At 58.4% G+C, this 23,001-nt stretch carries 10 protein-coding genes and 1 pseudogene; 6 read left to right on the top strand and 5 right to left on the bottom strand.

The annotated features are described in order from the left end of the window. The first annotated feature begins 1,487 nt into the window (after positions 1–1,487). Complete coding sequence (locus tag XH81_RS31015; RefSeq protein WP_172789398.1) at positions 1,488–2,075, top strand: hypothetical protein; 588 nt, start codon at positions 1,488–1,490, stop codon at positions 2,073–2,075. 837 nt (positions 2,076–2,912) lie between these two features. Then, positions 2,913–3,221 (top strand): hypothetical protein, encoded by a 309-nt coding sequence (locus XH81_RS31010; RefSeq protein ID WP_271596588.1) that lies wholly within the window; start codon positions 2,913–2,915, stop codon positions 3,219–3,221. 312 nt (positions 3,222–3,533) lie between these two features. On the opposite strand, the gene XH81_RS31005 is transcribed toward XH81_RS31010, so the two are convergent. Together XH81_RS31005 and XH81_RS38615 are read right to left on the bottom strand one after the other, a co-directional pair. After that, on the bottom strand, positions 3,534–5,168 hold the full coding sequence (locus tag XH81_RS31005) for an outer membrane beta-barrel protein (protein WP_271596587.1): 1,635 nt from the start codon (positions 5,166–5,168) through the stop codon (positions 3,534–3,536). A 1,244-nt stretch (positions 5,169–6,412) separates the two neighbouring features. After that, complete coding sequence (locus tag XH81_RS38615; protein ID WP_333913892.1) at positions 6,413–6,559, bottom strand: hypothetical protein; 147 nt, start codon at positions 6,557–6,559, stop codon at positions 6,413–6,415. 773 nt (positions 6,560–7,332) lie between these two features. Here XH81_RS38615 and XH81_RS31000 point away from each other — a divergent pair. Together XH81_RS31000 and XH81_RS30995 are read left to right on the top strand one after the other, a co-directional pair. Then, positions 7,333–9,456: a prolyl oligopeptidase family serine peptidase gene (locus tag XH81_RS31000; RefSeq protein WP_271596586.1), complete on the top strand. Its 2,124-nt coding sequence runs from the start codon at positions 7,333–7,335 to the stop codon at positions 9,454–9,456. Between the two features lie 2,026 nt (positions 9,457–11,482). After that, entirely contained in the window at positions 11,483–14,917 is a 3,435-nt protein-coding gene (locus XH81_RS30995; protein WP_271596585.1) for a Ulp1 family isopeptidase, read from the top strand. A gap of 171 nt (positions 14,918–15,088) precedes the next feature. On the opposite strand, the pseudogene XH81_RS30990 reads toward XH81_RS30995, so the two are convergent. The 3 genes and pseudogenes from XH81_RS30990 to XH81_RS30980 all read right to left on the bottom strand — a co-directional run. Next, positions 15,089–15,519: pseudogene (locus tag XH81_RS30990) on the bottom strand (IS66 family transposase); the annotation flags it as partial. Positions 15,520–15,990: 471 nt separating this feature from the next. Further along, the gene (locus XH81_RS30985; RefSeq protein WP_271596584.1) at positions 15,991–16,410 is read right to left on the bottom strand and encodes an SET domain-containing protein; all 420 of its coding nucleotides are present in this window, start codon (positions 16,408–16,410) and stop codon (positions 15,991–15,993) included. A 1,172-nt stretch (positions 16,411–17,582) separates the two neighbouring features. After that, a complete protein-coding gene (locus XH81_RS30980) occupies positions 17,583–18,956 on the bottom strand; it encodes a hypothetical protein (protein WP_271596583.1) in 1,374 nt (457 codons plus the stop codon). Positions 18,957–20,407: 1,451 nt separating this feature from the next. Between XH81_RS30980 and XH81_RS30975 the strand changes: the two genes are divergently transcribed. Beyond that, positions 20,408–21,031, top strand: a complete 624-nt coding sequence (locus XH81_RS30975) for a J domain-containing protein (protein WP_271596582.1) — start codon at positions 20,408–20,410, stop codon at positions 21,029–21,031. A gap of 1,140 nt (positions 21,032–22,171) precedes the next feature. Continuing rightward, the gene (locus XH81_RS30970; protein WP_271596581.1) at positions 22,172–22,957 is read left to right on the top strand and encodes a helix-turn-helix transcriptional regulator; all 786 of its coding nucleotides are present in this window, start codon (positions 22,172–22,174) and stop codon (positions 22,955–22,957) included. Positions 22,958–23,001 lie beyond the last annotated feature (44 nt).

Here is a 23,001-nt window from a genome sequence, read left to right as displayed (position 1 = left end):
TTGTCGGGCGCCGCAGACATTGCGCTGCTGTGGGGAGTTTGCGACAAATTGGCGGACGCCGAACACGATTGGCGATGTCTCGCGCCATTTCAGCCGATTGCAGGTTGCCTTCGCTCCTGAAGAAGTCAGCGTGCAACGCCCTTCCTGGCCAAGGCGCTTGCCGCCGCTCAGCGCGCCTGCGGCGGTCGTCGCGCGGCGGACAAGATCCTTCAGCTATCGGTGCTCCACCTTTGCGTCGCGGCCGGGATCGCCGGCGAGGAGGGCGAACGCCTGCTAGCGGGACGCCCGCGTCTGGCGACCATTAAGGCCCGCGTCGTCCGTCATAAGCTGCATTCGGCGCCGCTCGCCCGCGCATCTTGGCTATCTGCTGCGCGAGGGCGTCACCCAGTACGGGGAGAAGCCCCGGCTATTCGGCCCCGACGCCAAGATCCCGATCCCAAGTCGCTCCGCGAGCGGTGCCAAAAATTCAGGGTTGTAGATCTTGGTCAACCACTTAGATAGCTGTTAGTGACGCCAGAATAAGAGGACTAATCGTGTGCCCGGACGGGCGAGCACGAATTCGACCTACGTTTCCTCGCTAACGGACGCTTAGGGAAGCGGACAATTCGGCGGCAACGTCGCTACCGCGCGCTACGAATTGCGACGAGTTTCCGTATTCAGGACACGAGCTAATTTTCTTTTCAACACCCTGACACGAACGCCATCTGCCTGACGCAGAGCGTCAATAGAAGCCGCGGCATAGTTGGCGTGTCGTATTGCCTGGCCTGAACATGTATCTTCCGCTTGACCGATGTAGCTCCGGCCTGCCAGGCCTACGTTGCATCATGGGTGCGAAGGATCGGAGGCGGGGACCTCGCGGAATGCCCATCACAGCAGCGGCAGGCAGTCCCGGTATCATCCGCACCGCCGCACCTTCGGCCCGTACGCGGGATGATTGTCGGCTGCTTTGCGTCTGGGCGACTTCGTTCTTCATTCCATCAGATGAACACGTGACTCCGCGCTTACCGGAATCTCACGTGGGTCCCGCTGTCGTCTGTTCTCGAGCTGGCCGCGGCTATCGGAGCCATTCTGGTTAGCGGCCCCGAGCATGGGCGCGAAGCGGCAGCCAGAGCGACTGGTCGCGGGCAGCGGGCGAACTAGGTATGTTCAGTGCAAGACTGGGTCTGGCTGCGGTCCGCATCACCTGGACCTCCTAACCAATCTTTACGGCGAAGTGCGCAATGCACGACGCAGACCCGCGCCCCGGTTGCGAGCCCAAGCGGAATGAGACTTGGCTCGGAGATGATCGCATCTGACGTGGCAGATGCGGCCGCAGATTTATCTCCTTCTTCGACCTTTGTCAGCTTCTCGAAAGCCAGCCTCTTTAACATCCGAACTTGGCCTCTCGATGACGAAGCCACCCATCTCTGAATTCGTGACGAACTCAGCTCATTCCCTGGGGGAGATCTTCAAGAGGCCTTTGTTCTCATAACAGGAAGGAGAGCTTTATGGATCCGAACCCGATCGATAATGCCCATTCACCAGAATCGCCGACGGCGCACGTCTGGACCCAGGAAGATCATGATTTGTTCAGTCAGGTCATGAATGAAGCTGGACCATCATCATCTGCCGCACCTGAGGAAGCGGTAGATGTCTCATTCGCCGTTCCACAGAGGTTTTCACACGGTTCGCAAATCGCCCCTGACGCGATGGTTGATAGGCTATTCCATCACGGTCTCTTGCCGGACGCGGACCAGCGGACGATGACTTATGAAATCCTAGGTCACCGCTACACGGCCGGTTTGGATGAGTCCAATCGTGTTCGCCTTGTTCTTAACCCTGCGGAGGACCAAGTGGTTGGGGCCGGCCGGGCGGGGGTACCGGACTTCGGAGCCTTCTTCACGGAGAACCGGCGTTTCGGAACGCCGCTACCACGGCAATGGGCGACACCTGCCCTAATGGACAAGCTGCGCCAAGAGGGTTTTATGCCGACCGCAGATAACTCCACCACAATCCTACTTAACGGACGGGCCTACAAAGCCGAATTAGCCGAAGGAGGGTTCGTTAGGCTTACACGGGAGACAACCGGGCGGTGAACCGATCGCGCGGGGCTGGATGACTGCGATCACTTCGGTTGTCCTTAGCTGGAGAGACATTCGCCCCATAGTAGATTATTCGCGCCGACAGTGGGTACGCATCCTCGGGCCACTGGCAGCCCACGAGATGAACGGTCATCCCGGCCGTTTCGTCTCGTGGCGGCGGCCTGTCAATCCCACCCCGCCATATTGCCCCGGTATTGTCTCATCTGAGGATGTTAGTTTCGCTTGATCGATGTAGGTCCGGCTAACGTCAGTCCGGGATTGCACCATGCTGCGCAGGATCGGAAGTTACTGGAGTGGCGGAATGCCCATCACACGCGGCCAGCGCCGCAGCTTTAGCCGTGCCGGATGATCGTCTCGGCTGCTTTGCCTGAGCGATCCCAACAAACTCTGCAGGATGGTGTGGTGCAGGCGGATCTGTTCGGGGCGTTGCTTCGCGAGGCGACTGAGGATTGCATGCGCGGTCAAACCGGGCTCGGCCGCAAGCCAGCGCTCGAAGTCGGCTGGGTCCGCGCAAGTTGGGTAGCGAAACCGGTGACCTGGAGGGGGTACTCGGAAAACGACGTAGGCCCCGCCGATGCGAGCCTAGATAGCCTTGGCAGACGGGCGAGGTATTCTCAAGGAGCTGACAGCAAAGGTCGCGTAGCCGCAACCACTGTCGCAAGTGGCTTCGCGTAGCGGTGGGATCGCGTGAGCGTATTTATCGGTCGGGAGTCCGGCCATTTGGCTACCAGATCTGGGCGTTGGCAAGCAGTACCTTCGCAGTAGGATCACGGCAAAGAGCGCATGCACATAGGTTTGCGCAAACAGCTTCGAAACGCGGAAAAGAACGCCATGGCGAACATCAATCTCAGCTCCCAATCCATTGCAGGTGCACGCGCCGGACAGCGAGCCATCACCGCCCTGAGAGTCATCAAATGGAGAGTGCTGGCCCCGAGACGTCGAGGTTTCCAGATGACACGCGGAATGAAGCCGATGGCGCGGATGGTCGCAGCAACAAGGCGCGCGCTCGCCATGTACGATCTCGACCGGTGCTGCGCAATCTGGTGGCTCTATCGTCTCCATTTCGGATTCACCGGCGACGCGATGTTGGGGCTTGCCGCGGTCTCGGTTGCCCAGGAAAGATCGCGCTGCGGAATTTAGAAATCGTGCATCGAGCGCATCCCAGCTCGGTTGCAATGGCGTGCTCAATCGGCTTTGATGCGAGCTCCGTCCGAGCCAAGAGATCGAGCTGTTATTAGTGCAACGAGCTTTTTGGTGGACGAGCTTTGGTTCGGGGGCAGAGTTGGGCTCGCCTTGTCCAAGGCGGGTGATATGCAATCGTAGCAACCGGGTGTATAGCGTCAATCGCAACATACCAATCCTCGGCTTCAGTTGCGCGCCGAGGACTGGTCATCAGAAAACTTCAGAACGGCATCTAACAATCTGAAGTTTGGAGCCTCGTTAGTGAGGTCCTTAATTGAACTTGTAAGAGGCCTGAAAGAACGTGCCCCACCGTTCCATGCTGTACTTCGCAAATGTTGGCGGCCACCGATCGCAGCCGGGTTCGCAGTGCCTGCCTTTGGCATCCTTGTTTGTCCACATGGCCCAATAGCGGCCTCCAACGCCTAGACTGATATTCTTGGTGACAAAGTACGACAGAAGGCCTTCAATTTGGACTCCGCCGCCACCATTGCCGTATTGTTCAGAAAAGGTGGTCTCATCTCGCAAGAGATGATAGTCGCGGCCTTTGAAATCGGTCCAGGGCAGGTAAGCGATATCAGCATTCAGGCGCCAGCGCTTGGTCAGCATAGTTTCGGCGCTCAAGCCGATTCGAGGCGCATTCCATTGTGTATCCTCCGCACCGATGATTCTAGCGTCGCCCGGCTTCAGACATGCTTCATCCCGAGGGGCGATCCGAACGCAACCAATGGAGTCTGAGCTCTGGCTGTAATAGGCCCAGCCTATAAATGCACCGACCTTGTAGTTCGCGCTGCGCAGGAAATCGTAACCGGCGTCCGCCGTGTAATATGCGAACCTTCCATTTGACTGACCTGAAAGTGTAGTTTGGTACGGGTATAATTCGTTCAGGACCCCCCAATCCTCGTCGTTCATCTTCCCTTTGTTGAAGCTTCCGATGCCAAACTTCCCCTTCAGGAACACTCCCCAGGGACTGTCGACGCGGCCGAATACCTCCCCCGAAAGCCCGTCCAGTCCGTGATAAGTGAGCCGCGATACGAGTATGCTGGGGTCTAGGACATCGTTATTAAAAATTGCGCTGTGGTCCCACTGGAATCGTCCCCGGCTCAGCCAGAGCCGCGAGCCGCCTTCGAAGGACCAACCGGGCGCGTAGGAAATGGGTAGTACGCTGCGCGCTGACTCCGCATACGGCGCATCGGACCTTGGTGCGGCCCCTGGGTCCACGCCAAAGTGGTAGTTCAGACCAACTCTTCCGATGTGATAGTTGCTGGACAGGCTAGTTGTGTTCGCCGGCAGAATCGTAGGCGGAGATAATTGCGCCGTCGAAGCGGTGGCGACACTCGGTCCGGCGAAATGCAGATAGTCGTACTCGACATTCACCGACCATGCAGGCGTAAGGGCTTGCTCGAGACCGAGCCCGATGACGCCACCAACTCGGCCATAGTCGAAATGGGTTTCCTCCTGTGGCTGGCCCTCTGGTTCCACGTTGTTGACGACGTCGCCCCGATTGTTCTGCCAGGCGACGCCCGCCTTGAGATAGGCAAGCGTCTTCCCGAGCGCGCCGAAGGCGTAGCCGATGCGGCCGGTCCCGGTCGCAAAGAGGTTGGGACCTGCGTTGCAGTTTGCGCTTACAATCCAGTGGGAGGCGGCTAGGCAGGTGTTTGAGCCGTTGGCGGCAGCTGCGCTGGCATCCAGTTCGAGGCCGAACACCCAACTGTTATTCTGCCAATTGTAGCCGATCTGGCCACCTGCGACGAACGATGGAACATCGACGACGTCGCCATAGATCGACGGGCCAAAGGGATTGCTAAAGGAGGTTCGGCCGTATCCGCCGCCGCCGTGCCCGCCAATGTAGCCTCCAGACCAGTTCCACACCGCCGGTGGCAGTACTTGTCGCTCGCGGTCCGCCATAGCTGTACCCGTTGTGACGAGCGCCACCGTCGTAGCACTCAAAAAAAGAACTCTTGATCGCATAATGATTGCCCTGCATTTCCCGAGGCGCGGTCCCGCTCGCTAAGTATCGCCGCACGGCAAATGATCGGAGCGACCAGACACGTAATGACGCGCCGGGGCTGCTCCGAAGATCACCGCACTTCGATTGGTGATGAAGTCCCGAACGAAGCAAGCCGCGTGCCGGACTAATTCGTATCTTCTGCGCGCGTTTTCTAAGAGTGTGTCGCGTCAACTTCCTTATGGTGGTTTGAACGCGGACAATTGAGCGTCGATAATCCTACATTGCGTATCGAGGGTAGAAGGCATGCGCATGTGGGACGTTTATATTTGTTCATTGAAGTGTGCGCGGACCCGTCCCGATCTTGATAAAACAGCGTACTCTAAAGTGCAGTGTTCTTGTCTCCGCGCCAGCTGCGGTGACGGCAAGCAGCCGGTCGTTGCGAGTAACAGCTCGTCTTAGTCTTTGGGAGCGTGAGTGCCGCGAGTAAGGCTAGGAGTCGTGCCCGGACCGCTTTTGCGGCGCCCCGTTGTCTTACGGCTTTCGTCGCCTTCGTTGCGTCCTCGATCGCGTACTGAACGACGGCAAGGTCGGATGGAGCGCGGGCCGAGCTCGATCACTCTTTAGTGGCTGATCTCATGGCCCAAACGGATCTCAGGGGCGCGCCTGGATGGGAAATGATCTTCTCTGCGCTGCGCGCGAAAGTAGATCGAGGGGCAAAGATCGAGTCACAAGCGATCGTTATCAAGTGCCCTTTGTGAACAGCACATCTGCGACTCTGAAGTCACGCGGCATAATCAGCGTATGCTAAGATGCTATCAGACTCAGTCCCTGCAGCATGTCAGCTGCGGTTGGGAATGGATCGAGCATCATCAGATTGTGTAGTAAATGCAATATCGGGCATACTCCCGCGGAGATCTTGCCTACGTTAGGCTCTACAGATGTTGTGGAATCCACGTCGCGGCTATGCGTCATGGTAAGCACATTCCTGGCCTTGGGGTCACCGCACTATGCACGCTAGGGATGTCGAACAGCGCTGCGCTCGCAATAATCTCCAGGCTCAAGGAGGCAGCCGCAAAAGAAAAGCTGGGTCGGTCCATGGCCGCAATTAGTTGCCGAAGCTCTTCCCGTAAATTTCGCAGACGATTCAAGTCGTCAGACCGCGAACTGAATCCACTGCCGCCTAGCTCGTTGGGCACAACATTCACGGATGGTTCTTTATTCCGCGATAGGTCACGCGTCGGACCGAAAAGCAGTCGTAAGTCAGTTCTTCACCAGGTTGTACGTGACGCGCCGTTAGAAGTCGGCGATGATGGTGTTGATATGTGTTTGGCTGAGTGCTGTTGTTCATGAAGCGGGCGTTGTCAGCATTGTACTCTATAACGCCATCATTAGCCTTGTAGTCTCTTGGATAGCCATGCTTACCAAGTAGAGCCAGTTGGAGCTAGAGCTTCGTACTGCTCAGGCGTCACCGCTATGTCAAAGATTTGGTTGTGAATCCAATCAGCGAAGCTTTAGGCAGACGCCGATGTCGGCGGACTAGGCTTCGGAGATCGCCCGGCTGCGCCAGCGGAACGAACGGCCGCTCATGGAGCGCTACCTTTCAAAAAATCGACCTCGATCTTTGCCGGAACCCGAACTGTCATTTCGGATGACTGCAGAGGCCTTGTCGAGAGCGTCGCCGATGCCTGCGCGATGCGCGCCCAAAGCGCTGCATGGTGTGCCCTTACCGCAACGTTTTCAGCGATAGCCCTTCCGCAAGGTTTGCGAGGTGAGCCACATGCTCAAGGCAATTCATGCCTAGCCGAGTTGTGAGTGGCCGAACGGAGGGCGCAAACGATTGTCGAAGACGTACTGCGACTATGAGCAAGGTGGCCGCTGCGCAACATGTCGCCTTTACCAAGAACAGACTGTCAGGTTTAAGACGGGCGTCCAAAAGTCGACACTTAAATGGGTCGGGAACGCCGAAGAACCTCGCCTTTCAAACGGCACGCTGCTTGCTCATTCGAAAGCCAGCGGACGCACTTCCTGCATGCCTGCGGTTTGAAGCCGAGTATGCATCTTCCGAAGGCTTCCACTCACCTAGCAAGATGCTCGAGGCCGGCTAACTTCAGGACAATTCCCATGAAAAATTCTCTCTTTCTCGCAGCGTCGCTATCCATGAGCTGTTTGATGGCCGCGGGGCTTTCCCCGACGCCAGCGCCTGCGAGCGTGGCTGAAGATCCTTTTCTTTGGCTTGAAGAAATCGAAGGGCCGCGCGCATTGGCTTGGGCTCGCACCGAGAACGACAAGACACTCAGTGCGCTCCAATCTGATCCACGTTACCAGCGCTTCTACGGGGAAGCGCTCCACATTCTTCAGGCCAAGGACCGGATTCCGTACGTCTCAATGGGACGACGCGGTCTCGACAATTTCTGGCAGGACGAGAACCACGTGCGCGGCGTCTTGCGGCGTACTACGCTTGAAAGCTATCGCAGCCAAACCCCCCGATGGGAGACCATCCTCGACGTGGATGCTCTCGCTGACGCGGACAAGAAGAACTGGGTTCTTCAAGGGGTGAGCTGCCTTCCGCCCGAAGAGCGCCTATGCTTGCTCAACCTGTCCGACGGTGGAAAGGACGCTGTGTTCGTCCGGGAGTTCGACGCAGTTGCCAAAACCTTCGTCACAAAGGGCTTCGCACTTCCCGAGGGAAAACAGCAGGTCACTTGGGTCAATAGCGACACGGTCCTGGTTACACGAGATTGGGGCGAAGGGACCATGACACAAGCCGGTTACCCTTTCGTTGTGAAGGAGCTCAAGCGCGCTCAGTCGCTGGCGGAAGCGCACGAGGTCTTCCGTGGCGAGCCGACCGATGTCGAGGCTACACCATTCGTGCTGCGCGACAGTGAAGGTACGGTCCATGCGACCGGCGCCGACCGCCGCATCAGTTCGTTCGAGCATGAGTATGTTCTCTTTGGGTCCAAGCCGATTAAGCTCAATCTGCCAAAGAAGTCGACCATCGGAGGCATCGCGAGTGGTCGCCTGCTGGTGACGCTAAACGAAGACTGGATGCCGCCGTCCGGAGACACGCCCTTCTCAGCGGGCTCAATCATCTCGTATGACCTGACCGAATGGAAGCAGGATCCGCTGCGCGCCATGCCAACCCTCGTGTTTAAGCCTGGGCCTCGACAAGCGATCAGCGGATTCACCGCCACAAGAAACTTGTTAATCCTAACGATTCTCGACAATGTTCAGAGTAGGGCGTTCGTCTACAAGTACCATCAAGGCGCCTGGCAGGCCACGCCGATCCCGCTTCCAGACAATGCGAGTGTCGGTGTAGCTGCGGCATCGGGTCAAACCGACGAGGCGATGTTCACCGTCTCCAGCTTTTTTAGCCCGACGATGCTCTGGTACTTCGACGCCGCAACCGGTCGCCTTGAGACCCTGAAGACGACACCTCCTCGGTTCGACCCCTCGAGACATGTCGTCGAACAGTTCGAGGCAATCTCGCGCGATGGCACCCGCATTCCTTACTTTTTGCTACGACCTAAGAGCGCCCGGTTTGATGGATCAACTCCAACACTTCTCTACGGCTATGGTGGGTTTCAGATTCCGCTCATCCCCGCTTACGCCGGCCTCACCGGACGACTCTGGCTCGAGCAGGGCAACGCGTATGTTGTCGCGAACCTGCGCGGCGGCGGTGAGTTCGGGCCCCTATGGCACCAGACTGCCCAAGGAGCAACGAAGCAGCGGACATGGGATGATTTTATCGCCGTCGCGGAGGACTTGATTCGGCGCAAAATCACTTCTCCCCGCCGGCTAGGCGTGGTCGGCGGTAGCCAAGGTGGCCTCCTGGTAGGGACCGCAATCACCCAACGAACCGACCTCTTCAATGCGGCCATCTTACGGGTTCCGCTGTTCGATATGGTTCGGTTCACGAAGCTGGGCGCCGGGGCCTCCTGGATCAGCGAGTATGGCGATCCCAGCATTCCCGATCAGCTCAAGTGGCTCGAGGCTTACTCGCCCTATCAGAGGTTGGTGCCAGGCAAGACCTACCCGGCCCCCTTCATTCTCACGTCCACCAAGGACGACCGCGTCCATCCAGCGCATGGCCGCAAGGCAGCGGCAAGGCTCGCTGCATTGGGCCAACCGTACTTCTACTATGAGAATACCGACGGGGGGCATAGCGCCGCCGCCAATCTAATTGAACAGGCACGCCGGATCGCTTTGGAATATACGTACCTATCCCAGCGGCTTGTCGATGAGTGATGGCGAGGACTAAGATCTACTTCAATGATGACGCTTGACGGACGACGTTATCGGCAGCGGCGTCAGCAAGCCGGTCTTTGCTCATTCTCGGCGGGAGATGGTATCTCGCTGGCGATGAATGCGACCGATCAGCTACGTCCGCCGTCTATCAGTCCCTGTCGGTCACTCAAGGCCGGGTTCTCGTTAACACCCACGAGGCATTTCCTGTGAACAGCCCTCAGGGCAAAGCCGGCGCTAGCCTCTCAATCCCGTGGCCAACTTCAATGGGCGGATACAGATAGGGATAGCGCCTTTCTCATGAAGTCGTGACAGAACAGCACTGAGCGGTTGCAGGAACTACCGTGGCAGATTGAGCCGGTATTGATAGGCCACGCTTCCATTGACCGATTGCGGAAAGGCCTGTCAGCTTGCGGTAAGCTATCACAGATACAGAGCCCTTGGGGTTAACGGGATGTGGCAGGGACAGCGCTTTTGCTCCAGACGCGATCCGCGCCGAGTCACCTTTCCGCTAGTCTCAACGGCAGTGCGGATGTGGTAGGGACTAGTTGGCCTGGTTTCACGCCCGGGTCGGTTAGTACCGAGCCGCACCCGCACTGTTTTACATCTCGCTGTCGACGGAAGATAGCCGACGCCTTGCATCCCACGAGCAATTTGGGATCCGAGGCTCGCCTCGGCATGGGCGCAGCCACGCATCGAACGGCGCGGCGGCAGCAGGGGGGTAGGCTGGGTGCTTGCGGAGTCGGACATTAACAACAGAACGCGACGGCGGCGCAAGTCCGGTTCTAAGCAATCTCGTTTTGGGTTTGTTGCAATCGAGCGCTCGTGACTCGCACATAACACGCTTGCGCGAGCACTCCCGAGGGAGGCGAGACGGCGTACATAAGCTATTGCAGCGCAGCCGGTTTTGCGAGCCGGACTATAGTGTGCCAAGTGGGGGCTTCTCGTTCTGGGTACGGCTTATCGCGGGTACGGATCCGGAGAGGTTTATTGACGCTGCAAGCCGCGAGCACGATGTGCACCTTACAAATGGTCGGAACTATGGCCCACGAAGTGGCGGTCACATGCGCCTGTGTTTCAGCGATCTTCCAATATCTCTCGTTGAGCAGGGGCTGGAGCGCTTAGGGTAATTTGCATGCTAAACTCTAGATGCATGTGGTATGTTTCAGCAGAGTTTCCCAATCTGACGCGGGGTCGCAACTCCAGCGTCAAGCGCCGACACTTCTGAAGAACGGGTTTACGCGGACACACGAGTCGCTGTCCTGCTTTGTTGCCCGCCGGCAAGGTCGCCTTGGTGCGCTCTAATCGACCCTCCCATCACTCGTCCGAAGTTCGAAGAAATGTTCGAACTATAAGGGGGCGTCGTTCCCATGCACTGGAAGCAAAAGTATACGATCCCGATTTGGAGCAAGAACGGCTCGCGACGAGCCGCTTACTGAAGAGCCGGTCAGGGGCGTCCCATACCACAATCAGTGCAGCGCGAATGGAAGCTCCATACGTCCGGCTTGGCCGCCGCGGTACGGCCGATCCCGATGCCCGTCCACTGACAGTGGTCGGATCGCGTGCTTACGATCTCATCTTGACGGTGCAAAGCTCGTCCAGGATTCATCTCTTATCGCGCCGACCGATGACGCTCGGCCAGGGCTGATGTGATCTCGCACTTTGCGCGCATGCTGATCGTCCCTGCCGTAACGGCCACACCCGTGCGTGCACCTGCGGCGCCGCCGGATGCCGTTTGCGATCCAAAAAATGATGAGTCGTCGGCTCCCATGCCGCCGCAAGACTTCATCGGCCGGGAGGAGGGCGGGTCCTGAAGCCCAAGAAGCCCAGTGACGATCAAGAGCCGCGGGGCCATTTCGTTCTGCAGATGTCGCGATGCATTGCCTCACGAAGCGACGGCCTCGTCAGCTTCTGGAAAGCCTATCCGCAATAGGATCAGCTCAATTGATGTCTTGGACGTGAGGCTAGCGTGGACCCGTACAATTCCGATCCATTCAATCCAACAGCTTGGTCCCAGGTGCAACACGCCATGTTGGAAGAGGACCAGGGGGGCCATGCCAGCCAAGAGGGTTTTGAGCAGCACTTGGCCGAGGCGCGCCCGCCAGATCCGGGTCCTGTCTCCGGTGGCGGCCGCAGCGGCCGCAACTACCATCCCCATCTCTCTGCAGAACATCGGGACATTATCGACAAAGCGATTGCCCAATATGTGGCTCAGAAAAACCCACAACGGAAGACGGTTAACCGCTATACGCAGGCGCTTCGCCGACTTGGAAATGATCTTGGCGCTAATCGAATTACGATTGATTTGGGGGACCACCAGTCCCTGGTCCGTTACGTCAAGACTTACTTCCCGAAGGACGAAGACATGAAGAAAGGGTTGGGTGTCCTTCGTGCGTATCATGATCCGAGCTATGTAACTTCTGGCGGGCGGCCGCGCACGATCCCTTCAGCGGAAGACGCGCCCCTCTCAGAGCGGCTTAGTGCCAGTGGCATGAAGCCGGGCAGTGCTGCTCGTCATGATCGTAGTCTTCGCAGATTTTCTAACGCGCTTAATCTTGCGGGCTACTCGATATCCGGGCTAGACCACGCTACGCGCATTGAATTCGCTCAGAAGTTGTTCCCAAAGGATGAGCATCTATTGTTCGCGTTGGGCAAGGTGCGCGATGACGAGGACGTTTCCGGCGCGGGTGCGTCTCGGGAGCCCAGCGGTTATGCTGTCCCGTCGCCCACATCGCATCTTTATCCCGATGACGCCCGCATCATTGATGGCCTGGAAAAGGCAGAGCTGAGCATGCTCAAACCCGAGGATACTAGCCGGAAAAAAGTTGCTCAAAATCTGGCCCGCAACCAACGAAGATTCGGTGCTTGGCTCCAAAGGGAGGGGCGGGGGAGCATAGTGAGCCGACTCACCGGCACCAGTGAGCAGCAAAAGTCGTTGAACGACGATTACAAGGACTTTAAAAAATCCAGTCGAAGCGCGGACATGGGCTTCGATCGTGTTCGGAACTATTTATTAATCGTCGAGGCGAACGCTGCGCTGGGCGTCTCCCCTGAACAGGCAGGCGGGGAGCCGCGGCGCGGCGGGTCGAACTCAACGTGGTCGCCGCACCTGCCGCATGATTTTGAGGGGCCGGCGGCGGAAGCGGTGCCAGATGGGTCGTCGGCGATCTACCAAGGTCTCGACTCCTTCGTTGATCTGCCATACACGCCGCAGGCGGTGAGAGACGATGCTCAGTCCGCGCCGGTGAGTGGGGCAGCCGCCAGACCGCCTCTCTTCAACGGACCATCGGACGCGCCTGCTCAATCGTCGGACATTTTCCGCGGTCTTCAGTCTTTCGTTGATCTGCCGTACACACCGCAGCAGATGCGAGACGATGCTCAGTCGCGGGCGGTGAGTGGGGCTGCCGCCAAACCGCCGCTCTCCACCGGACCATCGGACGCGCCAGCTCAGTCCTCAGACATGTACCGCGGTCTCAACTCTTTCGTTGATCTGCCGTACACACCGCAGCAGATGCGAGATGATGCTCAGTCGGCGCCGGTGGGTTCGGCTGCCGCCAGACCGCCGCTCTTCACCGCACCATCAGACGTGCCAGCTCAGTCGTCAGACATCTACCGCGGTCTCAACTCTTTCGTTGATCTTCCGTACACACCGCAGCAGATGCGAGATGATGCTCAGTCAGCGCCGATGGGTGGGGCTGGTGCCAGACCGCCGCTCTTCACCGAACCATCAGACGCGCCAGCTCAGTCGTCAGACATATACCGCGGTCTCGACTCTTTCGTTGATCTGCCGTACACACCGCAGCAGATGCGAGATGATGCTCAGTCAGCGCCGGTGGGTTCGGCTGCCAGACCGCCGCTCTTCACCGCACCATCAGACGTGCCAGCTCAGTCGTCAGACATCTACCGCGGTCTCAACTCTTTCGTTGATCTGCCGTACACACCGCAGCAGATGCGAGATGATGCTCAGTCAGCGCCGATGGGTGGGGCTGGTGCCAGACCGCCGCTCTTCACCGAACCATCAGACGCGCCAGCTCAGTCGTCAGACATATACCGCGGTCTCGACTCTTTCGTTGATCTGCCGTACACACCGCAGCAGATGCGAGATGATGCTCAGTCAGCGCCGGTGGGTTCGGCTGCCAGACCGCCGCTCTTCACCGCACCATCAGACGTGCCAGCTCAGTCGTCAGACATCTACCGCGGTCTCAACTCTTTCGTTGATCTGCCGTACACACCGCAGCAGATGCGAGATGATGCTCAGTCAGCGCCGATGGGTGGGGCTGGTGCCAGACCGCCGCTCTTCACCGAACCATCAGACGCGCCAGCTCAGTCGTCAGACATATACCGCGGTCTCGACTCTTTCGTTGATCTGCCGTACACACCGCAGCAGATGCGAGATGATGCTCAGTCAGCGCCGATGGGTGGGGCTGGTGCCAGACCGCCGCTCTTCACCGAACCATCAGACGCGCCAGCTCAGTCGTCCGACATCTACCGCGGTCTCGACTCTTTCGTTGATCTGCCGTACACACCGCAGCAGATGCGAGACGATGCTCAGTCAGCGCAGGTGCTCAGCCCTGCCGGTGAACCCACGTTCTTCGTCGGGCGGTCGGGCGTACTTCAAGAGCTTGAGCACATCGGATACCGAATCCACGAGGATCGGCAGGATGGCTCCCAGCCGGTGTCGGATTTATTACTCGATGTTCTGAACAACATCGGGGTCCTGCCGGCCAAGTTCAGCGGCCCAACCCAAGTCCCCATCAGCGGTGAGACCTACTCGATCACATTGGGACCGCGAGGACGCTCCGGTGCGCAATTCATCGATCATCCTCGCCCGTCTCCTGTCCCGGCTGCTCAGATCGCCTCCTTGGCTACCGTTGCCTCTTCCGGCCACCGCAGCGGACCCGTGTTGGGGCCCACGCAGTGGCTGGGTGACAAGCATATCCAGTGGGACTATCAGCTCCTGGCGCAGGAGTTGCAGCAGAACAATCCAGATCTCGCCGCCCGGACGCGGTTCGTGGATCCCCTGATAGCCCAAATGTTGCGATCTCCCTCCAAGGAAGTCGCCGAACGAGCATTAGGGTGGGTTCGCCATGATACAGCCGACTTCCTATTCTTGCCGGTAAGCGATGCCAGCGCTACGGATAGACATCAGCGCGGCAGTCACTGGTCGCTGCTGCTGGTTGATCGTCGCGATCGTGGTCGGCCGGTCGCCTATCACTATGACTCCACCCAGGGATACAATGACAGGCCCGCAGCGGAGATCGCAGGACGGCTCGACGCTTACGTGCAACAGGCCCCGATAAGACAGCAGCAGAACGGTTACGACTGCGGCGTCTTTGTCGTGGACGGCACCCGGGAACTGGTTAGGCGATTGGCAGCAAGACGACCGGACCTGAACCTCAACAATCTTGTCATCAGTCGGCAGGATCTGCGGGATCGACTAGGCGCTGATGTCGGCTTCAACTGAACAGGTTGCGCGACCGAGTGAAATGCTGTTCTGGCTGATCGAAGATTCGCAATCTGTGTGTTTGCAGACCATCATAGTGTCTCACGTGAGGAGCTGAGTACGCACGACGAAGACCGCCTGATTGACGCATGCGCGCGGGCACAGCGAGCTCTATGATCGGCCGGGTGAAGGTCAGTGGCGTGCTGACCCGGCGCGCTTGTCGGTCTGGCGCAGGAGCTTCCATTCCAAGGCCAGCAGTTCGTGCAGGCGCGACGCGGGACGATCGGCGATCGCGGCCAGGACCTTGCGGAGCCAGCCTTTGGGATCAACGTCGTTGGGGTGACGGGTCGTGATCATTGTCAGCATGATGGCGGCACGGTCGGCGCCACGCTCGCTACCAGCGAAGGTCTAGTCTTGCCTTCCCTGCCTCTCAATGCGCGCTCAGCGCATTGGTCAAGCAGATCTTGCCATCGTCGAGGAAGCGGGCGAAGTCGTCCCAGCGCCTGGGCATGTAGTTCATAGGCTTCAGGACGTCGGAGGGAGCGCGGGAGGGTTTCGCGCTCGCGCAACAACCAGGCGTGCATGTCCTCGAGAAGCGGCTTGCTTTTTTGTCTGCGGTGCGCGCGGACGTAAATCGAGGGGCAAAGATCGAGCCGCAAGCGATCTCATCAAGTGCGTTTGTGAGCAGCACATCTGCGACTCTGACGTTGCGCAATCAGCGCATGCTAATGATACTTATCAGGCTCAGCTCCTGCGCCATCTCAGCAAGAGATTGGGAACTGATCGAGCGTCGTCAGATTCTGAAGTAAGTGCGAGATCAGGGGCATCTGCGGAGATCTTGCCTAGGGTAAGCTCTACAGATGTTGGGAACTCCACGTCGCGGCTACGTCATCGAAGGCACGTTCCGGCCGCGGGCCACCGCACTCCGTGCGCCAGGGATGTCGAACAAGGCTGCGCTCGCAATATCCTTCAGGCTCGAGGAGGCAGCCGCAAAAAGCTGGGTCGGTCGATGGCTGCAATTAGTTCGGCGAAACTCTTCCGTAAATTTCGCCGCCGAATTAAGTCGTCAGAGCGCGAATTCAATCCACTGCCGCCTAGCCCGTTGGGGCATCAACATTCACCGATGGTTCTTTAGCCCACGATAAGTCACACGTCGGATCAAAAAACAAGTAATTGCAAGTCAGTTCTTCACCAGGTTGTACGTCACGCGCGGTTAAAATTCGGCAATGATCGTCCTGATATGTGTTTGGCTGACTGCTGTGGTTCATGAAGCGGGCATTGTCAGCATTGTACTCTATAACACCATCATTAGACTTGTAGTCTCTTGGATAGGCATGCTTATCGAGTAGAGCTCGAAATGTTGGAGCTAAAGCTTCGTACTGCTCAGGCGTCACCGCGATGTCAACGATTGGGTTATGAATCCAAATCAGCGAACCTTTAGGCAAAAGGGCAGCGGAGAAAAGTCCAATACCGCCAAACTGGTCTGGCTTTAAAACAGTTTCGATAATCAACATTGAAGAAGTCTCCCTAACACGCAGCAAACTAACCGACTTGAGCCCCGAAATCTCCTGCACAAATCGGTAGGGTCGTCTAATCGCGCCTCCGTCCCAAATTGGATTTTTTTCGCATTCGTTGCGGCAGCCGCTGGCGGATCGCCTTTCGCGGTACCGCGATCTTGGCGGTGCTGGAAGGGGGCTGCAAGTCAGTGGGATTGCGAGCAAAGATCCGCGTCGATCAAGGCGGCGAGTTCATGTCGCGCGATCGTGACCGGTAAGCCTATCAACGCGGCGATACGCTTACTTTCTATCAGCCGGACAGAGGTCGCTGCTGCTTGATGAGCTTCATCCGGCGCTCAAACTCCTTGAGGCGAGAGGTCATCTCAGGTCGTCGTCTTCGATGGGCAGAGTAGTGCCCAAGGCAGCCCACGCTGAACCGAACTGTCGTCCCGAAGGACGCGGCTCTCATCAAAGCGTCCAAAACTGGAGTAGCGACAGATACGGCACGGTCTATGCATTGCTCTTACAGGTTTCAGCGGCCATCTACGCCGAGAAATGGAAACGGCATTGCTGACCGGCTTTCCGCGGGGACGTTGAGTGCACATGTCGATAGTATAACCAGGACGAGGGCGTTGGCAGCAGCGTCGAGATAGCACTGTGTGACGGAACACGCCAAGCGATGAAGATCGCGCACGGTATCCCGGACCATTGCTGACCCCTGAGATATGTACTGAAAGGCTCGAGGCGGATCGACGAGGTGCTGGGCAGCGCCTCGTTGGCCAGAGGAGCTTTCTGCGGAACGCCACGACCAGGATGTGCATCTGGGACTGATGGACGACCACACCCATCTGCAGCCAGCCAAGCTCAGCCGACGCGTGTTCGATGGGGGCAGGAAGCAGCCTCTTTACTCCGACGATGCTTTCCTGTCTTGGGGCCGCGGCCCCAATCAATGGCAATGCTGTAAAACGCAACGGCGATAACACCGTAGGTGTTCTTCGCAGCTTTGGCGTTCGGAAGATCAAAGAAGATCGCTGTGCGGCTCAACGAGGAGCCGCACAGCGATGATGCGCGCAAGTTAATCGGGCGGGTAGCGCTCACCCGGCCCCCCGGAACCGCGCCAAGCTCGCTGGAGCAAGCTACGCTAGCTTAGCAAGTCCAATACCGGAGCTATGTGGTCGGGTTCCTAATTCTTAGCCTGGGGATTGTCTCTCGGCATCTACATTGCTTGTGTCATGGATGAGCCGAACGTCATTGGGGCCTCCAGGCCCCAAGAGGGCGGTGTAACGTTCGCCGCGAATGTCGTAGTTTATTGCCGGCTGCGCCTCGTTCGGCACCTGGCCCCAGCGGCGGAGCTTCGAGAGCATCGTGTCCGGGGCTGGTTGGTCGCCGTGCGAAAAATTCTCGGGAACGGCGAATGATGCAGCATAAATTTCGCGGGGCGCGGGGGACGTCCCCTCAGCCCTGGAGGAGGACGCCGGAGCGGCTTGCTCGATCGACCGTCCAAGCCGCGATGATGAGGCTCGGTTCGCTGGTTGCGCGCTGGGCTGCGGAGCGTTTTCCAGTCGAAATTGAGGAATGGCAGCGCCTGACGGATTGAGTGGGGTGCTTCGCCTTATCGTTGCCGCGGGCACGAACAGCGCCGTGTAGCGGTCATTGTGAACGATAAAACTGTTGGGTCGGCTGTCCTGGCTCGGCGGGACGTTGCTACGGTCAAGCGCAGCGGACGCGTGCTGGTCGCCCTGCCGGAAATTGAAGGGAATGACGGCCGGTTCTGAACCCAGGCCGTGGTGATGACCCTCGGTTGGCTCGAGAGACGCCGATGGGCCGGCGTTTCCCACCATCGCCCACAGCAGATCCTGATCGTAGCCATCAGGAAGGACGAGCCGATCGCTGGCCTGAAACGGTGCGCCGGCGTCTTCCATCGGCTCGCGAACGACTGAACTGCCGGGCTCGCTCACCTGGCGTTCGATAGCATCCCCTTCCGTATGGCTTAGTGTTCTTTGCCTCTTCGCAGGCCTCAACTCCCCGGTGTAATCCTCACCCGTGAGGACCTCGTGACTTGAAGAGGGAGACCGCCCGGTCAGCTCGTTCCGAGCCGGTTGGTAGCCGTCGCTCCAGTTGAACTGGCGAACGGCTTTTCCGCGATCCGGTCCCTGGTGATCGCGCACGGTTGGGAGAGCCGATGACAGGGCGGGTTCGCCCATCATTCCCCGCAGCGGGTTCTGATCGTGCTCTTCCGCAGGTGGCTCTTTCGGCAAAGTCCAAGCTTCCCGCGGCGCGCTGTGCCAGGCAGCGGTGTCCCCGAGGTGTCTGGTGAGGGCGTCTTCGGGATGAGGACCGTGGGCCCCCTGGTGCCCAAGTTCCAAGGCCTCGATGAGGCTACGCTCTTCCTCAGACAGAGGAAAATAGTAGGGATCTGAAGAAGCAGGAATGTCTGCAACGGCGGGGGCATCAAGCTGCGGCACTCCATCCAAGTACGGCTCAAACTCCGCTTGCTGCTCTTGCGGTTGTGACACTGCGGCGTGGTCACGGTCGAATGGGTTGATGGTGTTAAATGGGTCCATTTCAACTCCAGGTGCTTGAGCGATTCGCAATGCCGAGCCGATAGTGACGCTCTCTCTCGTTCTATTGAGATCAGCTGTCGAAAAGCTGACGCGTTTAGACTTACGGATTGCGATCTCAGATCAATCATTTCGCCGCTCTTGACCACGACTCGTGACGGAACCGAGCAGGCGGCATGGCTTTGCGTCTTCGGGACGAGCACAATCGCGTCGGCACTCTGACGCCGCGACGATCTCGGCAACTGATTGTGGTTCTTCAGTCAACGCAGCGTTTCGACGCCCCCATCAGCTTGCACCATCAATCTTATGGCTTGTGGCGACAACGCTTCCTTGGCTCGCAGGCTCGTGTGCTGCACCGCGGCGGATGCTCTCGATTGGATTGCAGTTCTCAGCTGGCTCTGGTGCTCGGCGGGAAAGTTATAGAAAGCCAATGGGCTCTAGATTGGCCATCCTTGTCCGGTAATCAAGGTCACGCGCATGTTTGGCGCGGCTTTCGACGAAGGTATCAAGTGCATGCTCGGCTTGGCGCCATTGAAATCCTGTATAGCCTTCTTGCCACTCCAAACCAGTTCGGGATGTCCTTGAGCATGTTGACGGTCTTGTGCTGCCGGCGCTCGTATTCGCCCTGCGATTGGTCATTCAGGCCCGAAATCATCGAAGGCGAAAGGTTCGGTGCATCCCCTCCAGCATGGCCGAGAGCGCCTCCTGGATCGCCTGTCGACATAGCGCGCAGCTAAGGGGCGGGCAGCAGAGGATCGAGGCTCCTAGTTCGCCGCGCTCAGACTGCAAAATCATCGAGGTGAAGCCGATCCAACGCGAGCCGCTCGCGCGCCGGTCCTCACGTTGAGCCTGGCAATCTGGATTGCGCCGATATCCGTTGCGATGTTGCGCGCCGGGCCATGGCCGTGCCGCACGGCCCGGCGCGACCATCCGCGCCGGCTTCAGCTCGCCGGCGTCTCCGAAAGGCGGCAATTCCGTCTGGACGGCTCCGACGAACACATCATGCGCTATGTTGCGGAGAATTTGTAGCAGTGCATGATCAACCGCAGACGGCTGACCAAAGGGCAGGATTTTGATCGCCCCGTTCGGGCCGCATCGGCTCCTTGAAGAAGTTCTCGCAGGTTCGCCATCCGCCCTGGATACGCTGACTCTCTGAGCGCGTTATCACCCAGATTGCAGCGAAGCTCCCGCATTCTTCGTATTCACCGCCGGTTCCGTTCAAGACCTCTATGTGCAGAACCCGACAGCAAATGGCAGTTGAGTCGATCTGAATCGCAAAGAGATGCTTGCCTGAACCAAGCTCGCAGTCCTGGCACGTCGATTGCTAAGAACCGCCTGCTACATCATGCCAATAACTAGACGCAAAGCCCGAGACAGATCCAACTCGCCGTCCAAACCAATTCTCTAGCAGACAAGCGGCGCTGTTAACTACCGCTCCGCTAACGGAGCCAGTCATGCTGATCGACGCCTCCAGAATCTTCGATTCCATTCGCATCAACAAGAAGGAAGCGCGCGAGCGCCAGACCGCGGCGCTATGTGAATGGCCTGGTTGCCAGAACAAGGCTACCCATCCCGCGCCCAAGGGCCGCGACAACGCGCGCGAATACTGGCAGTTTTGCATCGACCATGTTCGCGAATACAATGAGTCCTACAATTTCTTCTCGGGAATGGACGCGGAAGCGGTCGCGCGCTACCAGAACGAGGCGCTGACCGGCCATCGCCCGACCTGGAAGATGGGCGAGAACATCAGCGCCCGCAAAATGGCCGGCAGCGCGGCCGATTTCGAGGATGACTGGCATGCCTTCTGCACGCAACTCGAGCTGAACGGACGCGCCGGTGCCCGCCCCCGCGCGGAGGCCAAGCCTGAGGCGCGCAAGATTTTAAATGCCGAGCGTAAAGCGTTGCAGGTGATGGGCCTGAATGCCAATGCGACGCTCGGCGATATCAAGGCGAAGTACAAGGCGATGGTTAAGCAGCACCATCCCGATGCCAATGGCGGCGACCGCTCTACGGAGGATCGCCTGGTCGAGATCATCAAGGCCTACCATTACCTGAAGAACGTGGTGCGGGAGAGCTAGGCCGGCCACGATTTGAACGGCTTCACCCCACTCGCCGCCACGTAGCCCTTCATCGTGTGAAGGCTGCATCCGAGCTGGCGTGTAATCCGCTTCAGACCGCCACGCCTACGCCCGCGAGGCGCAGCATCTCCGCCACGTCAGCCAGAGTCTTTATCAACAGCGCGCCCCGGATCAATCCACGACGAGCCTTCCGTGATTCTTTCCTCTTTTCATTCGCTCGCTCCGCGGCGTTGCAAGGAGAAGGCAAGTCCTCACGACGCCGAAGGGGCGGTTCGCAAAGGCGCGCCACAGCGAAACGCCGAAAGCGCCGGTCCTCATCTGCTCAAAGACGCCGCTAGATCAAACTGCTGCTCCGCTGCTCGAATTCAAGGACGGAAAGGTCCTTACTCGATTTGGCTTGCGCCTTAGGACCGCACTCACAGGCAGCGCTCATCCGCGCTCCGCGTCGATGCAGGTGAGGCAACCGGCCTTTAATCACGCTCTTGATCTATATCAATTCGATGTCGCGCCTGAGACGTTGTCGCATGTTTGATGTATGTCGCATCCGCTCGAAACACCTCAGATGAGACCGTCTTTCTCTGAGTGCCTCTCTCTTAAGGGGAATTTTGCCAAATCGGAAGGTGGTACGAGAATTGCTGTGCCCACCATGCTGGTTCTTGGAAGTCCTGAGGATCGCATGCACGCTGTCGTCCTTATCAAGCAGCTCGTTGTCAATGTCCGCGAGTGGCGGCCCAACATGCGCAAGCGCCTGAGAGGGGCTGCACCGGTCCGTGACCTTAGGTGTGCCGAGCTGCGCGAAGAGTTCCGTGCCGAGCGCACTTCTTTACGTCGGCGCTGGAGACGTTGGTGTGTTCTTACGAGAAGTGCTGACCTTGTCCGCCGCAACCGTTGCTTCATTTGCCAGCCATTCTTTCGAGAGGTCTGGATACGCACGCGACGATTCGGCAGCTCGGACAGCAACCGGACCGGCCGGCAACGAACGAAGACAGCTCCGCCTTGGTTCAACCTGGGGGCGACGCGCATCGGTTTGCCCCACCTATCTGATCGGTGCGCGCCGGGACCGCGTCAAACATTTCGGGCCCGGCGCTTGAGCCGCAAGAAGCAGAGCCAACATCTGCAAAAGTAAAATGGGAAATAGAAATGGATGACCAATCGCACGGCGCAATGCCACTCTCCTCAATCAGACGGGAAAGCCGCGGGCCAGAAATATTCAGCTTCGTCGAATGTGCTACACAGACCAGATCAATCAAAGCGCTGTTCGATCTTCTTGTGAATTGCGCGAGCAATGAAGGCTTTAATAAAGTCGCGTACGGAGCACTCACCTGCTCGAATGAGCGTCGTCTGCTGGACTATCTGCCGCCGCCGCCAACTATAAACTTCCCGTCTGATTGGTGCCAACGCTATGCTGAGCAAGAGTATCGAGCGATCGACCCGGTAGTCCGGCGGACAGCAATGCTGCCAAGGCCCTTTCTTTGGGATGAACTAACCCTTCGATATGAACTTCAGCCCCGTGAGCTGCGCGTCTTACGCGAGGCCAGAGAAGCAGGTCTTAAGCATGGGATAAGCGTGCCATTTTTTGGATCGCAAGGCCGATTGGCTTTCGTTTCGTTTGCCTCTCCCTTCGACGATGCCGATCCACGGGATCGCATGGCTCATCTCACGACATTGGCGTCGGCATTTCACAACGCTGTCGCGCAGATTACACAGCCGCTTGATGAAGATTGCGAGACAGACATTCCGCTAACAGAGCGAGAAATGGAGTGCCTATACTGGGTCGCAGAAGGAAAGTCAGCCTGGGTAATCGGGAGAATTGTGAAGGTCAGCGAGAATACCGTCAACTTTCACATGAAGAACGTCGTCAGAAAGCTAGGGGCGGCGAACCGGACAAATGCTGTACACAAAGCAACCCGACGCCGCCTGATTTAACTCCGCCCCCGTTCAAAGGCACGATCAAAGGCCCCTCCTCGGGC

The sequence above is a fragment of the Bradyrhizobium sp. CCBAU 25360 genome (assembly GCF_028128695.1).
GTDB lineage: Bacteria > Pseudomonadota > Alphaproteobacteria > Rhizobiales > Xanthobacteraceae > Bradyrhizobium > Bradyrhizobium ottawaense.
The sequence above is the reverse complement of the archived record's forward strand: the minus strand, read 5'-3'. Positions and strand labels throughout refer to the sequence as shown.

What these genes read in the sequence shown, in the direction of transcription:
- XH81_RS31015 (WP_172789398.1), top strand. Translation starts at nt 1,488, where the DNA reads ATGGATCCGAACCCGATCGATAATGCCCATTCACCAGAATCGCCGACG.
- XH81_RS31010 (WP_271596588.1), top strand. Translation starts at nt 2,913, where the DNA reads ATGGCGAACATCAATCTCAGCTCCCAATCCATTGCAGGTGCACGCGCC.
- XH81_RS31005 (WP_271596587.1), bottom strand. Translation starts at nt 5,168, where the DNA reads ATGGCGGACCGCGAGCGACAAGTACTGCCACCGGCGGTGTGGAACTGG.
- XH81_RS38615 (WP_333913892.1), bottom strand. Translation starts at nt 6,559, where the DNA reads ATGAACAACAGCACTCAGCCAAACACATATCAACACCATCATCGCCGA.
- XH81_RS31000 (WP_271596586.1), top strand. Translation starts at nt 7,333, where the DNA reads ATGAAAAATTCTCTCTTTCTCGCAGCGTCGCTATCCATGAGCTGTTTG.
- XH81_RS30995 (WP_271596585.1), top strand. Translation starts at nt 11,483, where the DNA reads ATGTTGGAAGAGGACCAGGGGGGCCATGCCAGCCAAGAGGGTTTTGAG.
- XH81_RS30985 (WP_271596584.1), bottom strand. Translation starts at nt 16,410, where the DNA reads ATGTTGATTATCGAAACTGTTTTAAAGCCAGACCAGTTTGGCGGTATT.
- XH81_RS30980 (WP_271596583.1), bottom strand. Translation starts at nt 18,956, where the DNA reads ATGGACCCATTTAACACCATCAACCCATTCGACCGTGACCACGCCGCA.
- XH81_RS30975 (WP_271596582.1), top strand. Translation starts at nt 20,408, where the DNA reads ATGCTGATCGACGCCTCCAGAATCTTCGATTCCATTCGCATCAACAAG.
- XH81_RS30970 (WP_271596581.1), top strand. Translation starts at nt 22,172, where the DNA reads ATGGATGACCAATCGCACGGCGCAATGCCACTCTCCTCAATCAGACGG.